The organism is Methylomonas sp. MED-D (assembly GCF_050276835.1).
Lineage (GTDB): Bacteria > Pseudomonadota > Gammaproteobacteria > Methylococcales > Methylomonadaceae > Methylomonas > Methylomonas koyamae_A.
Window position 1 is genome coordinate 247,211 of the sequence record NZ_CP189965.1, and the last position, 13,281, is coordinate 260,491.

General features: G+C 56.4%; 14 protein-coding genes. 6 read left to right on the forward strand and 8 right to left on the reverse strand.

All coding sequences use genetic code 11. From position 1 onward, the window contains the following. Positions 1–10 precede the first annotated feature (10 nt). From ACQE3E_RS01085 to ACQE3E_RS01110, 6 genes are all read right to left on the reverse strand, one after another. Complete coding sequence (locus tag ACQE3E_RS01085) at positions 11–1,447, reverse strand: c-type cytochrome (RefSeq protein WP_427501149.1); 1,437 nt, start codon at positions 1,445–1,447, stop codon at positions 11–13. A gap of 385 nt (positions 1,448–1,832) precedes the next feature. Continuing rightward, the gene (gene pqqA, locus ACQE3E_RS01090) at positions 1,833–1,907 is read right to left on the reverse strand and encodes a pyrroloquinoline quinone precursor peptide PqqA (protein WP_082885416.1); all 75 of its coding nucleotides are present in this window, start codon (positions 1,905–1,907) and stop codon (positions 1,833–1,835) included. An 81-nt stretch (positions 1,908–1,988) separates the two neighbouring features. Then, positions 1,989–2,468, reverse strand: a complete 480-nt coding sequence (locus ACQE3E_RS01095; protein ID WP_082885405.1) for a c-type cytochrome — start codon at positions 2,466–2,468, stop codon at positions 1,989–1,991. A gap of 19 nt (positions 2,469–2,487) precedes the next feature. After that, positions 2,488–3,348 carry a substrate-binding domain-containing protein gene (locus ACQE3E_RS01100; protein ID WP_427501150.1) on the reverse strand — a complete coding sequence of 287 codons (861 nt, stop codon included), beginning with the start codon at positions 3,346–3,348 and terminating at the stop codon, positions 2,488–2,490. A 29-nt stretch (positions 3,349–3,377) separates the two neighbouring features. Further along, a complete protein-coding gene (locus ACQE3E_RS01105) occupies positions 3,378–5,174 on the reverse strand; it encodes a PQQ-dependent dehydrogenase, methanol/ethanol family (RefSeq protein ID WP_427501151.1) in 1,797 nt (598 codons plus the stop codon). Positions 5,175–6,008: 834 nt separating this feature from the next. After that, the gene (locus tag ACQE3E_RS01110; protein ID WP_168030200.1) at positions 6,009–6,800 is read right to left on the reverse strand and encodes an RMD1 family protein; all 792 of its coding nucleotides are present in this window, start codon (positions 6,798–6,800) and stop codon (positions 6,009–6,011) included. A 105-nt stretch (positions 6,801–6,905) separates the two neighbouring features. Here ACQE3E_RS01110 and aroG point away from each other — a divergent pair, with 105 nt between their 5' ends. The 6 genes from aroG (at position 6,906) to ACQE3E_RS01140 (ending at position 12,479) form a co-directional block, all read left to right on the forward strand. Beyond that, positions 6,906–7,985 (forward strand): 3-deoxy-7-phosphoheptulonate synthase AroG, encoded by a 1,080-nt coding sequence (gene aroG, locus ACQE3E_RS01115; protein WP_064026329.1) that lies wholly within the window; start codon positions 6,906–6,908, stop codon positions 7,983–7,985. A gap of 3 nt (positions 7,986–7,988) precedes the next feature. After that, a complete protein-coding gene (gene thiS / locus ACQE3E_RS01120; RefSeq protein WP_064026327.1) occupies positions 7,989–8,966 on the forward strand; it encodes a sulfur carrier protein ThiS in 978 nt (325 codons plus the stop codon). A gap of 1,056 nt (positions 8,967–10,022) precedes the next feature. After that, positions 10,023–10,361, forward strand: coding sequence for an elongation factor Tu (locus ACQE3E_RS01125; protein ID WP_083386009.1), 339 nt, complete (start codon positions 10,023–10,025; stop codon positions 10,359–10,361). Between the two features lie 98 nt (positions 10,362–10,459). Continuing rightward, positions 10,460–10,942 carry a hypothetical protein gene (locus ACQE3E_RS01130; RefSeq protein WP_157197778.1) on the forward strand — a complete coding sequence of 161 codons (483 nt, stop codon included), beginning with the start codon at positions 10,460–10,462 and terminating at the stop codon, positions 10,940–10,942. 72 nt (positions 10,943–11,014) lie between these two features. After that, positions 11,015–11,716: an RES family NAD+ phosphorylase gene (locus tag ACQE3E_RS01135; RefSeq protein ID WP_064026321.1), complete on the forward strand. Its 702-nt coding sequence runs from the start codon at positions 11,015–11,017 to the stop codon at positions 11,714–11,716. A gap of 562 nt (positions 11,717–12,278) precedes the next feature. Further along, on the forward strand, positions 12,279–12,479 hold the full coding sequence (locus ACQE3E_RS01140) for a (2Fe-2S)-binding protein (RefSeq protein ID WP_427501152.1): 201 nt from the start codon (positions 12,279–12,281) through the stop codon (positions 12,477–12,479). A gap of 18 nt (positions 12,480–12,497) precedes the next feature. Here ACQE3E_RS01140 and ACQE3E_RS01145 read toward each other — a convergent pair whose 3' ends face one another. Both ACQE3E_RS01145 and ACQE3E_RS01150 read right to left on the reverse strand, forming a co-directional pair. Continuing rightward, positions 12,498–12,728, reverse strand: a complete 231-nt coding sequence (locus tag ACQE3E_RS01145) for a glutaredoxin family protein (protein WP_427501153.1) — start codon at positions 12,726–12,728, stop codon at positions 12,498–12,500. Continuing rightward, entirely contained in the window at positions 12,728–13,234 is a 507-nt protein-coding gene (locus ACQE3E_RS01150; RefSeq protein ID WP_197471737.1) for a TIGR00645 family protein, read from the reverse strand. Before ACQE3E_RS01150 ends, ACQE3E_RS01145 begins: the two co-directional genes overlap by 1 nt. Positions 13,235–13,281 lie beyond the last annotated feature (47 nt).

Here is a 13,281-nt window from a genome sequence, read left to right on the forward strand (position 1 = left end):
GGTTTCCTGATTATGGATGAGTAAGATCGGGGATGCTGCCGTAGTGCGTCGAAGCGGCCACGTGATCGGGCTTGGGAATGCCGGTGACCTGAACGCCTTCATACGACTGGGCGCGGTTTTGCAGCGAAGCCAAATAAACCGCCAGCGCGGTCAGTTCTTCTTGGTTGCCTGGGAACGGCGGCATGAAATAGCGGGCGCCGTGCATGTTTTCCAGATAGGCCGCTATCACGTCGGCGTTCCAGCGCTGGTCGCCGTACATCCTGACCAACTGGGCGCGGATGCCGTTGACACCCTTGACGGTGTGGCAGCGGGTACAAGTCAGTTGAAACACTTCGCGGCCGGCGATGGTTTGGTTGTCGGAGCGTATGTCGCGCACGCCGGCGTAAACCGCGTGCTTCAGAATGCCGTCGCGCCGCAGCAAGGGGTAATCGGCGACCCGTATGCCGTTGGCGTACATGTAGTTACCGATGATGAAAGGCTTGCGGATGAACTCGCGGACCCGCTCGAACTGTCCCAGCATCACGCACAACACCAGCGCCGCCGCCACATACTGACCGCCGTGCAAACGGCCGGGACGGCGCAGGCTATCCGCCAGCACCCAGCCGACGAACAGCAGGCCGGCGATCAGCACCCATTTGAAATTGGCGAGCCAGTCGGTATAGGCCTGGGTGGTGATCGCGACCGGGATATTGGCCAGCATGTGCGCCGGCACCACGCTGGAATACCACCATGCGGCTATCGCCAGCAGACCGGTCCACAATGCGGTCCAAACGCATATCGTGCGCGCCAAGCCCTCTCGAAAAGCCGTGTCGTGGTCGGTAAACCAATAGCCGAACGCCATCATCGTCATGCCGCCCATGACCATGGCCAACGAGGTTCTAAAGGCCAATTGCGGCAAGTACATCGGATTGAACAGGCCGGCCCACAAGGACTGCCGTTCGTGCCAGTCGCCGGGGTCCATCATGAATCCGAGTATCGCGACGATGATGGCCATCGTAATCCACGAAAACGCCGCCAACATCACGCCAAAGCGCATATGGCGGCGTTTGGCTAGCGCCGATTCGGTCGAGTTCGGCCAGCTCAGGAAATACAGCATGATCAGCGAGACTTCGCTAACGAATACGATCCATTCGACGAACCAGCCCCAGAAAAACACCCGAATCAAACTACCGATGGCCGCCGGATTGACCAAGGCCGCCGAAAACCAGATGCCGACGCCGGTCAACGCGCCGACCGTGGTTGTCACGATGAACACCACTTTCAACAAGCGGTAGGCCAACGTGTCCCAGCGCGGATCGCCGTGACGAATACCGGTGTATTCCAGCAGAACCACGATAGGCAGGGCGCCGATCGCGAAGGCATGATTAATCAGTACGTGCAGAATCGCATCGACCGCGATCAGCAGGCGGTTTCCGATGAAGTCGATATGAAATATTGGAAAATCCATGTAGGTCCCTAAGCAAAAGTCAGATTTGCCTCAGCCCAAGGCAAATGCCGTGCCTGTTTTGCCTAACGAGCCTGCCGCGCCGCGAGCTGCAAGGCTTGGCGTTGGCAACAAAAATTTCGCCCGGCAAAATGGGTCGCCATTTGTAGCGAATCGGCTCGGCGAAATAGTGTAGAAACTGGACAGGTATGCAGAAATTAAACGGACAATAACTGCCCGATCCGTCGGGGAATCGCGGCGGCGGGCAAGGCCGGCCGAGTTCGGTATAACGCCGGTTTGGCCGGAAACCGGTTTTGGGTATCGTGGCCGCCCCAAAATTCGGTTGGCGGGATTCGAAAAGTCGAGCCGCCGGTTGTGGGCCGACAGCTCGGGCTCGCTTAGAAAGCGTCTAACGGTTGTAAATGTACATCGTGACTTCGAAGCCGAAGCGCAAGTCTTGATAACGTGGGGTTTCCCATTTCATGTCGATGATCTCCTAATGAGTTTGCTTGTTAAATACTCGATGCGACGCCGAACCGGCCGATTTGGTCGGTTCGGCGTTCGTCTATCGGCTGGGATGCGCTTCCCACCAATTGACGAAGGTTGGCTCCGATCCGGTTCCCAATAAGCGTAGATAGGCCGTCAGGTTGGCGAGATCGTTGGGGCACAAGTTGTTTTTGAACGACGGCATGCCCTCGCCTTCGCCTTGCGTTACCGCCTCGGCGGTTTCGTCGGCTTCCCCGACCAAGCTCGGGCCCATCGCGCCGCCGTGACCGCCCATGCCGTGGCAGCTGTAGCAATTCATCCGCATGAAGGCCCGACGACCTTCGCCGGCGGCGTCCTGAGTCGGCGTGACGCATTGCGGCGGGGTGGTCAATTTCGGATCGGCCGCCACGGTGGTTCCGCCACCGGTGCCGGTCCGGCTGGAAGCCGTTTCCGAATAGCTGCCGCCCGTCTTGGGTCGATCCGCTCGCGCGGCGCCGATGCCGCCGACGATGAGCATCAAGCCCAAGGCGGCGCAACTGAGTGTCTGTAAAACTCGCATGATTGATTTACCTCTTATATCAATGGTTAGCGGCCACGCTATCCGTCGCGGATGGCGTTGAGCCGACGATAGGTTGGATGATCGGTACGCGGTAAGCCGCCAGAATCGCTTGGATCTCCGGCCGCTTTCTGGTCAGGCTGGCCGCTAAACGATCGGCCAGGGCCTGGTCGTCTTTGCGGACTCCCAGCGCGATGTCGAACGCAAACGGCATTTCCGGACTAGCGGAATCGGCCGGTACCGGCGCGACCTGGATTGCGTTGCCGTAAGGCTTGGCGAAATAACCGGCAATCGGCCCCCAAACCACGGCCAGATCGATCTCGCCGTTGGCGACGGCGCTCACGATTTCGCCCTGCGGGTTTGCCTGGCTCTCCTCGCCCCACATCGAATAGCCGACGATGTTTTCGACGATGCCTCGGCTAGCCAGCGCGTGCGCCGGCGGCGAATTGGCACCGTCGTTGCCGATCGCATGCAGACCGATTTTCAGATCGCGCAAGCGCGGATCGTCGAACGACGAGATGTCCAAATGCCGGCCGGCAGGCGTCACGAAGGCGTAGCCCGAACGATAATACGGCGGGGTGGCGCGCACCCGTTCGTAACCGTGGGGCACGCCCATCACGACATCGCAATGACCGGCACCCAAGGTTTCCCGTATGAAACCCTGGCGTTGCTTTTGCCAGTAAAAGCTCAGCTTGGCCGGCAGATCGTCGGCTAACAACGCGGCGATCTTGTTTTCGAATCCCTCTTGATTGCGATTGGAAAACGGCAGATTGTCCGGGTCCGCGCACACCCGCAGCTCGGTTTCGGCCGAGGCTGGCGCGGCTAGACTGAATAGCGCCGTCAACAAAGCGATCGCGGCATTGCGACTGGAAGGTGGGTGCATGGCAGCTTTCTCCGTACCGATGAAGGACATCAGGGCAGTTTGTAAACGTGAACCCAACCGCCGTTACCGGTGGGGTGTTCGCCGCCGGAGTTGGCCGCGCACTTGTCGTCGCTGAATACCGCGATACGTTGCTTGCCGTCCGCGCCGGCAAAACTGATCGGGTTGCCGACCGTATTGCATTGCAGCGCGGTGTTAAACAACGGTGCGCCGGTCTTGGCGTCGACGGCTTTCAACGCGGGCGCCTTGGTCGAGTAAAACACCACGCCGCCGGCCGTCGTCAATGTCCCCGCGTAGATCCAGGCTTGCTCCTTGACGCCCCAAAGCTTCTCGCCCTTGGTGGCGTCCCAGGCGATCAGCTCGCTGGCGTAACTGGTGTCCGACGCCGGCCCGATGCTGTAATCGGTCCCCATATAAGGCGCGCCGGAGATGAATTCGGCCTTCAATGCCTCTAAATTGCTGCACAGATTGAAGGTCGGCGCGTAGAACAATCCGGTTTTCGGCGAAAACGAAGCCGGTTCCCAACCCTTGCCGCCGAGCACCGACGGACAGATCTTCTCGGTCAGCACGCCTTGGTGGACGCGCATATCTTCGTTGACGTCCGGCAGGCCTGTCGCGGTATCCACTTCGTTGGCCCAGTTGACTTCATCCACGAATTGCGGCGCCAGCAGCACTTCGCCGGTGGCCCGGTCAAAGGTGTAGGCAAAACCGTTCTTGTTGAAATGCACCAGCAATTTTTCATGGCGAACGCCGCCGACCGTGACGGTTTGATTGACCGCGATGGCCTCGCTGGCGGCGTCGTAGTCCCAACTGTCGTGTGGGGTAAACTGGTAGGCCCAGACCGCTTCGCCGGTATCCGGTTTTCTGGCGAAAACCGATGCGCCCCATTTATTGGCGCACTTTTGCGGGTCCTTGGCATACGCGGTTTGGTCGCAGCGCATATCGGCGTTCCACACGCCCGGCTGGCTGGTGCCGTAGAACAGCAAGTCCAGCTCGGGATCGTAGGTCAAATAACCCCAGGCGGCGCTACCGCCCAATAGATAGGCGCGCTGGTTGGGCCAACTGGTCGCGCCCTGGTCGACTTGACCCTTGTAATAGACCGAATTGTCGCGGAAGTTTTGGCCGATCAGCACGTCCTTGTCGGGACCCGTGTTATAGGCGCGCCATAAGGCTTTGCCGGTTTTCAGATCGAGCGCCTGAATCCAGCCGCGCACGCCCATCTCGCCGCTGGAAGACGCCGTAATCACCTTGCCTTTGGCAATGATGGGCGCGACGGTCATCGTCACGCCGGTATGCGGATCGGCCAAACGATTGCGCCAGACTTCCTTGCCGGTGATCGCGTCGACCGCCACGGTGGTGTTATCGAGCAGGTTGAAGACGATTTTACCGTCGGCATAGGCCGCGCCGCGATTGATGCCGCCGCAGCAATTGGCGCCCTTGGCGTATTCGCTGATGTTTGGGGCGTAGGCCCATTTGGGTTTGCCGGTGGTGAGATCGTACGCGATCAATTTGTTGGGAAACGGTGTGACGACGTACAGCGTTTTACCGACCACCAATGGTTCGCCCATGTGGCTGCCGTGAGTGCCGGTTTTAAAGGCAAATTCTTCTTTTAATTTCGGGGCGTTGGCAGGGGTAATGTCGGTCAGCTCGCTATAGCGTATGCCTTCCGGCGTGCCGCCGGCGGTGGTCCACTCGGCGCCGGCGCCGGTTTGCGCCGACGTGGTTTGCGCGGCCAACAGTCCGGCCCCAAACAGCAGGGCGGTGATCGGCGTCGTTCGCCGATTTCGGCTGAGCTTTGAATTACGACAAAGCGGGTTGTCAGTGGTCATTGAATGGCCTCCTTCTAATGGTTTAACGGTCGAAAAGGCAATAACGAAATCAGCGGAAAATCGCGAGAAATGAATATCGAAATTCGTTTCGATAACTGATGACGTCGAGTCCCTTCGAATTTGTGAGAAAACAAACCTAGTGTTTAGGCGTGAATGCGCCGATATCGGAAAACGATCGGGCATATTCAGAATATCGAGCTGGAATGAATGTTTTGTTAATGCGGGATTAAATCCAAATTAAAACCGGGATTTTTTCCTATTGACAGGGTTGGCTTGAATGCTTGTGCTGGCTAAAAACTCTATATAGCTGATTTATATTGGTTATTTCTAATTGGCTGGCGGCGGATTGGTGGCTCGGCACGAATTGGGCTTTGCCGGGAATTGAAAGGCGCGGAATTTTAATTTGAGTGGTTCGGTGTCGAATAACTTCGAAAATACTCCGCCCCATTATCCCATTTAATTAATTCTGGTTCAGGCTTGGCACAGTAAGCCGGTAGAATAAATTCAAGCTTAAAACTCTATTAGAATTTTATTAAAATCGCTTGGTCGGCAATCGGCAAATTGTGCCGGCGATCTATCGTTACCAATATCAATCCAAGGCAATCTCGGTTTAACGGGGCCGTTACCGCGCGGTGTTTGCCGCCCCAAAAAACTCAAGCCAATTAATGGCAGCAAGAGCGAGGACTTGAGAAAACGCAGCCGAATGTTGGTGCGCTAGTCAGGAGACGAGCGTAGCGCTTTAGTCGAATAGTGAGAGATAGTTCAGTGCTGGATGCGGCCCGCTTTACCCGGCGGCGGCGAGCGTTCCGAGTGGGGAGGCCGGGAAATCCTCGTTTAAAGCAGCCTGTCCACGATCGACATCACAATCTCGACCGCGATCAGCCAGATGATGATCCATTCCAGCGCCGAGGAATGCTGGTGCTTTTGTTCGTCGGCCAGCATCTCCAGCAGTTCGTGTATCGTTTCCAGTTTTTTCGACAGCACCTCGGTGCGCGGCGCGATTTCCAGATAATTGGCGGCCATCGAATACATGCTCTGATATTCAGGGTGTTCCCAGAAGAATTCCGGGGTATCGAGCAAATCGTAGTTCAGGATGATGTCGCTCTTGGTTAGGAACAACTGGCCGCGGATCATTGCCATCGCCTGGCGATTGAGCTTGATTTTGCCTTCGCGAGCCAGCGATCGGGGCAGGTGAGCGGTCGCGCGGATTGTGTCGATGGCGTGGCCTTCGAAGGCCGCCAGTTTGATCGACTGGGCCATCGCGTGCGACAAGGCCAACAAGACCAGGAAGTCGCCGGATTGCAATTCGATATGATCGTGTTGAAAACGATCCTGCTCACAGTCGGTTTCGTAGCTGAAATTGTCTTCCGGCGGTTCGTCGGCCGGCGTCGTCGCATATTCGAGCAACAACTCCTGCAAGCCGTGGCGCTCGTCCAGAGCGACGTTCCAGTAAACCACGACGCCGTAGGAAAATACCACCGCGCAACCGGTTTTGTAATCCACGATCAGCGCGTTCCGAAATACTTGAGTGCGCCGGGTGTCGAGCAGTTTTTCGCGCAGATCGGCAAAACGGAACGATTGCGCCAGGCAGACGGTCATGCAGCGCTTAACGATACGATTTTCCATGGTCAGGTCGATTTCCGTTACAGGCTTAGCATTACTTTGTATCACAGGCGGCGCAAAGGTTAAAATAGCGGTTTTCGTTCATTCATCGAGCCTTCGGCCACGCTTATGCCTACTCACTATAACACCGACGATTTAAGAATTTGCGACACCAAGGATGTCGTAGCGCCGATTCAGGTTCATGAAGAGATCCCGATGACCGAATTCGCCGCCGCCAATATTCTGAAGACTCGCGCGGCGATTCACGACATTTTGTACGGCAACGACGACCGGCTGTTGGTCGTCATCGGCCCTTGTTCGATACACGATCCGGAAGCGGCGGTGGAATACGCCCGGCGTCTGAAACTGGAAATCGAGCGCCTGGAGCGAGACCTGGTGATCGTGATGCGGGTCTACTTCGAAAAGCCGCGTACCACGGTGGGCTGGAAGGGTTTGATCAACGACCCGGATTTGAACAGCAGCTTCAACATCAACAAAGGCTTGCGGATGGCGCGCAAAGTGTTGTCCGACGTCAACAATCTGGGCGTGCCGGCCGCGACCGAATACCTGGACTTGATTACGCCGCAGTACGTGTCCGACCTTATCTCCTGGGGCGCGATCGGCGCCCGCACCACCGAAAGTCAGGTACACCGGGAGCTGGCTTCCGGATTGTCTTGTCCGGTCGGCTTCAAGAACGCCACCGACGGCGGCGTCAAAATCGCCATCGACGCGATCAACGCGGCCATGAGTCCGCACCACTTCCTGTCGCTGACCAAGGAAGGCCGTTCGGCGATTTTTTCGACCCGCGGCAACGAAGACGCCCACATCATCCTGCGCGGCGGCAATAATCGTCCCAACTACGACGAAGTTAGCGTCCAGCAAGTCGCCGAAGGTCTGGAAGACGCCGGCCTGCGCCCCAATATCATGATCGATTTCAGCCACGCCAACTGCCAGAAGAAATACGAACGGCAAATGTTGGTGGCGCAGGACGTGGCCGGCCAAATCCGCCAGGGCGATCGCCGCATCGTCGGCATCATGGCGGAAAGCCATCTGGTCGAAGGCCGTCAGGATGTCGAAGACGGCAAGGCGCTGGTGTTCGGCCAAAGCATTACCGACCCCTGCCTGGGTTGGGACGATACCGTCAAATTACTTAACGATCTGGCCGGCGCCGTCGAACGCCGCCGCGCCGCGACTACATCGAAGGTTTAACGCATGAAAATACAAGTCAACGGCGACAGCCGCGAAGTGGCCGACAATACCTCGGTCGCCGACGTCATCGCCGATTTGGGCCTGACCGGCAAACGCATTGCCGTCGAATTGAATCTGGAAATCCTGCCGTTTACCCAGCACGGCCAACATGCTTTGAAGGACGGCGACCGCCTGGAAATCGTCCACGCCATTGGCGGCGGCCAGGACGATTATTTCACGCTGGCCGGCAAGCAATACCGCTCCAGGCTGTTGGTCGGCACCGGCAAATACCGGGATCTGGACGAAACCCGCGATGCGATTGCGGCCAGTGGCGCCGAAATCGTCACCGTGGCGATTCGCCGTACCAACATCGGCCAAAACCCCGGCGAACCGAATCTGCTGGACGTGATTTCGCCGGACAAATACACGATATTACCCAACACCGCCGGCTGCTATACCGCCGACGACGCGGTACGCACCTGCCGTCTGGCCCGCGAGCTGTTGGGCGGTCATAAGTTGGTCAAGCTGGAAGTGCTGGCCGATCAACTGACCTTGTTTCCCGATGTCGCCGAAACCTTCGTCGCCGCCGAATTGCTGGTCAAGGACGGCTTCGACGTGATGGTGTATACCAACGACGATCCGATTGCCGCCAAGCGCCTGGAAGACATCGGCTGCGTCGCGGTAATGCCGTTGGCCGCGCCGATCGGTTCCGGCCTGGGCATCCGCAATCCCTACAATATCCTGACCATCGTTGAAAACGCCAAGGTGCCAATTTTGGTCGATGCCGGCGTCGGCACCGCTTCCGATGCGGCCATCGCGATGGAATTGGGTTGCGACGGCGTATTAATGAACACCGCGATCGCCGCCGCGAAAAACCCGGTGCTGATGGCCTCGGCGATGAAAAAAGGCATCGAGGCCGGCCGCGAAGCCTTCTTGGCCGGCCGCATGCCGCGCAAGCGTTTCGCCTCGGCCTCGTCGCCGATCGACGGCTTGTTTTTATAAGCCGGCGCGGGCGACCTCGATCCATCACCCTAAAAAGTGCAGTTTGGCGATGAAAAATCCCGTTCGTCCTGAGTTTGTCGAACGGCGTGCGGGATTTTTCATTCACCCGTTTGGCGAGTGTATTGCGAGCCGTACATCATGCTTCGACAGGGCTCTCATGAGCGCAGCCGAAGGACTCAGCACGAACGGCCCGCAATACACGCAAACTACCCTTTTTAGGATCACGCGGTAAAAGCGGCGATTTGCAAAGTCGGCTTGAACTGAAAACCGCCGAATTTCAATTTTCCTGCCCTTTCTGCCGAGCCGGTTTAGCCCGAACCGGCCGCCGGCAACCCATCGGACCGCGAAATACTCGCCCCGCCTACGCCAATCTCGCCCCCCGGCAAGGCCGGCCCGAGGTCATCGGCCTTTCCGTGTCGTGTTTCCAAGCTTCAGTGACGTCCTTCCAACGTTCCGCGACGTGCTTCCAGGCTTCCGTGACGTCCTTCCAACGTTCCGTGACGTCCTTCCAACCTTCCGTGTCGTGTTTCTACTGCTCCGTGAAACCCGAATCGCCGGAAGCCTTGCCAGCCGTGGCCTACAGCGGTTTTCCCCCAACGTTGGAAACACGCGTAAAAACCGTTCCGGGACGGCCTTCCCGGCCGGGTTACCGCCAGCCGCTTTGAAACGCGCGCGGATTCGTTGACCAGGTAGCTAACGTAACCTGAGCGGCTAATGCCATAGCCGATGCGCACGCTGCTTGAGCGTTGGATAAGGTAACCTATACACCGGATACAGCACGGTAAGGCCGCTAGTGTGCTCACGCGGATATTTTTCGATGCGCTATGATTCAGCACACTGCGGTACGGAATTTTAGCGGGTGGCTTGCGATCCGTTGCGGACTATCGGTTGATCTGATTCAATGACGGCAGTTTGGTCGTTGCTAGTCATTATTTCATCGTCGAATGATATATAGAAAGGAAGATCGTATTCTAATCAATAAATTATCGTGCCGAAGATCGTTTTTCTGTAGATATACGGAAACTATTTAATTCCTTGTTATGCATCTGATACGCGATGAGAATCCCGCACGATATTGAGGTCGAAATTTACTTCCTTAAGCCCGAAGAAGGAGGGCGAAGTACTCCCGCCTTTAACGACTATCGACCTCAGTTTTATTATGAGGGGCACGATTGGGATGCTAGGCATGTTTACCCTGATGTCAATCAAGTCAATCCTGGTGATACCGTCAGGGCCTATTTGGGTTTCCTCAGCCCTGCAGAACATTGGGGGAAACTTTATCCCAACATGAAGTTTGAAATTAGAGAAGGCGCACGTATCGTCGGCCGAGGGAATATTACCCAAATTCTTGAACTTGAAGTGTCAGCAAATCGTGCGAAGAAAACAAATGCATAACCCTGCGCTCAAAGGGACGCTCCGCTTCGCTACGCGCCCCTTAGCTCCACGTTATGCGTACTAATAGACAAGAAGATTTCTTAGAGGAGTGCCGCAGTTTGTCGCTGACAGCGCGTCTTCTCCTTGCGCTAATGATCTTCGAACGTTTCTGTGTACAGAAAGGTATCGTACATACTGAGATTGAGCAGTTCGTAGAGTACCTATGGCAATGGCCAGCGATAAATGGGCCGGACGAATTCAACCCTTGGGAAAACTCACGACCCCATTTGGTGAATTACGGGCTTGGTGATGAAATTCACAAGGAAGTTCTCTCTAATCTCGAAGCAAAAGGAGTTTCCGAACAGAGTTTCCGCGATATTGTGTCTGGTGTTGTGGAAATCCTATGGGGAAACTTTTGGGGCGCCCCGGACGACGATGGTTCCTTTCGTATGCTTCGGCAAGTAGTCGAGGCCGCAAAAGTTGATCCACTGCCGTCGATAACACCATTTAAATTCTCTAGGTTTTTAGACAACTCTGGCTGGGGGCAAAGACCAACTGTGTCTGATTATACTTTCTGGAAAGCCTGTCGTGGGTACGCATAACACGGCGCTCAAAGGGACGCTCCGCTTCGCTGCGCGCCCCTTAGCTCAGTGTTGGGTTGCAGTGTGACAGAAATGATCGGAAGTGTCGAAGCTACGATTGCGACAGCGTTGAACGGAATACGTCAGAAGGACTGGACAAGGCTTGTCCTATCTTCAGCTTCGGACGGCCGATGGCGCGAGTTGATCTGGTGGCATAACAAATACTATCGAGTGAACGGCTCTAATGATGGTCGCAGGATTCAAGTACCAAGAAAGGGAGCTCCGGAGATTCCTTACGAACGGGAACTTTTTTATCCTAGCCCACACTCGCGTTTTTCCTTAGGCGCAGAAGCCAACGTTGCGTATTTCTCGAATGACTTCGCAATCAACTGCTGCGAAACGATTGAGCAGTTCTCCGAGAATCCAGAACTGTCCCTCGAAGACTTTCTGCAGTACGGAGGTGGCAATCCTACCCCCGGCTGGCATGGCTACCCGCTCAACTTCCATTTAGCGTTACATGCTGTGGTGCTTGACCTTTCTTCGAATCGTTCCTTGTTCTTTAGCTTCGTGAGCGCCGATGCAGGGGAGGCGATCTGGACCGTCGTCGCGAATCGAGATGAGAGTAAGCGGCATACTCAGCAACTAGCAATCGCGGCCGCGTCGGCGGGCTTTGATGGGATCGTCTATTCATCGGTTCGTGCGCCCGTCGACGCAGTAATACCGGATACCAATCTAGTTGTGTTCAACAAAACGGCGATTGAGTCCGGGCCACCGCCCACCCACGAGGGCATATAACCAGCCGACCAACCCATCATTCGAGCGGACCTGCGCGAAAAGCCGCGCAGGCCGCTCACTTCTACGTGTGTGCCGGGCATGGCGCGTTACTATGTCGGTGAAAAGGCCGTAAGGTGCAATCGTAGGGCGTCAATAGGCGTAGCCGTATTGCGCCGCATGTTGGCCTTAAACCATTCGGCGCATTACGCTACCGCTAATGCGCCCTACGCGGGGTTCCGCCCAGGATATTCTCCGCGTTAGCGGCTTCGTCCAACTCAAAGCTCCAGCTGACTTCGCTATCGCTAAGCCCGGTGGGCACGGTTTTTGTGCCCACGTGGGTTGCAATGGTGGGCAAATTTGCCCGCCCTACATCTGATAAAAGCACTTAACCGGACATCAAAAATTAAAGGGCCGTCCGCTTTTGGCCGAGAGAGCGAGCAAAACTCCCCACCAACTTTTGCAAACACCCCAAAACCTCACAGCGGCGGTAGCCGCGATTCGGTAATATAGGAGGCGGTCGCGCTTGACGGCCAACAAACCTCGCTTGCCGATATATCAACATCATAGCCTCGGAACATTCAGCATGAGCCTAGACCAGGACGACGTCCTTTGTTTTTGTAGCGGTACCACTCGCCGCCAGATCGAACAACTGATCGCCGAAGGCATAAGCGATCCCGAGCGAGTGTCTCGTATCACCGGCGCCGCATCCGGTTGTGGCGGTTGCGAGTACGAATTCGAGCAGTTGTTTAAAGCCGAAGCTCGCCGGGCGGCCGGCGGCGCATAAGCGGGGTCGCGGAGGCGGTTAGCGTTCGGCCAAGAACGCGGCGACCTGCTCTGCGTCGAACGGCCAGTTCAGTTCCGTACCGTCGGCCGGGTCGCGCAGTACCGGAATCCGAAGCGCATAATGTTGATAGACCGCGTCGTCGTTTAGTATCTCTTGTTTTACGAAGTGCGCGCCGGCCCGAGCCAACAGCGCTTCAGCGTCCTCGCACAAATGACAGCCGTCGCTGCCGTACAAAATCAATTCCGCCATCAGTGCTTGGAAATCTTGTCCAGGTAGCCCATGAAGAAGGCCGACACCACCAGCGTCAGGTGGATAATCACGTACCACTGCAATTTGTCGGTTTCGGTGGCGTGCAGATTCATGAAAATTTTCAGCAGATGAATCGACGAAATCGCCACGATGGACGAGGTGACCTTGGTTTTTAAAGAGCCGTAGTCGTGGGTGCCCAGCCACTCCAGCTTTTCGGTGTCGGACTCGATGTCCATCCGCGACACGAAGTTTTCATAGCCGCTGAACATCACGATCACGGTCAGGCTGCCGACCAAGGCCAGGTCGATGAAGGTCAACAATTTCAGGATGATTTCGGTATCCGGCAAGTCCATGACGTGCGGGATGAAATGCCAAAGCTCCTGAAAGAACTTGACGGCCAACACGGCCAGAATCAGCGTCATACCGAAATAAATCGGCGCCATGATCCAGCGGCTGGCGTACATGGTGCGTTCCAGGAAATGTTCGATGCGTTTTGGGGTGCTCATAGTCGTCTTGGGTCGCCGAGTTAAAGACCGAAAATCAGAGCCGGTCT

What these genes read in the sequence shown, in the direction of transcription:
- ACQE3E_RS01085 (WP_427501149.1), bottom strand. Translation starts at nt 1,447, where the DNA reads ATGGATTTTCCAATATTTCATATCGACTTCATCGGAAACCGCCTGCTG.
- ACQE3E_RS01095 (WP_082885405.1), bottom strand. Translation starts at nt 2,468, where the DNA reads ATGCGAGTTTTACAGACACTCAGTTGCGCCGCCTTGGGCTTGATGCTC.
- ACQE3E_RS01100 (WP_427501150.1), bottom strand. Translation starts at nt 3,348, where the DNA reads ATGCACCCACCTTCCAGTCGCAATGCCGCGATCGCTTTGTTGACGGCG.
- ACQE3E_RS01105 (WP_427501151.1), bottom strand. Translation starts at nt 5,174, where the DNA reads ATGACCACTGACAACCCGCTTTGTCGTAATTCAAAGCTCAGCCGAAAT.
- ACQE3E_RS01110 (WP_168030200.1), bottom strand. Translation starts at nt 6,800, where the DNA reads ATGGAAAATCGTATCGTTAAGCGCTGCATGACCGTCTGCCTGGCGCAA.
- aroG (WP_064026329.1), top strand. Translation starts at nt 6,906, where the DNA reads ATGCCTACTCACTATAACACCGACGATTTAAGAATTTGCGACACCAAG.
- thiS (WP_064026327.1), top strand. Translation starts at nt 7,989, where the DNA reads ATGAAAATACAAGTCAACGGCGACAGCCGCGAAGTGGCCGACAATACC.
- ACQE3E_RS01125 (WP_083386009.1), top strand. Translation starts at nt 10,023, where the DNA reads ATGAGAATCCCGCACGATATTGAGGTCGAAATTTACTTCCTTAAGCCC.
- ACQE3E_RS01135 (WP_064026321.1), top strand. Translation starts at nt 11,015, where the DNA reads ATGATCGGAAGTGTCGAAGCTACGATTGCGACAGCGTTGAACGGAATA.
- ACQE3E_RS01140 (WP_427501152.1), top strand. Translation starts at nt 12,279, where the DNA reads ATGAGCCTAGACCAGGACGACGTCCTTTGTTTTTGTAGCGGTACCACT.
- ACQE3E_RS01145 (WP_427501153.1), bottom strand. Translation starts at nt 12,728, where the DNA reads ATGGCGGAATTGATTTTGTACGGCAGCGACGGCTGTCATTTGTGCGAG.
- ACQE3E_RS01150 (WP_197471737.1), bottom strand. Translation starts at nt 13,234, where the DNA reads ATGAGCACCCCAAAACGCATCGAACATTTCCTGGAACGCACCATGTAC.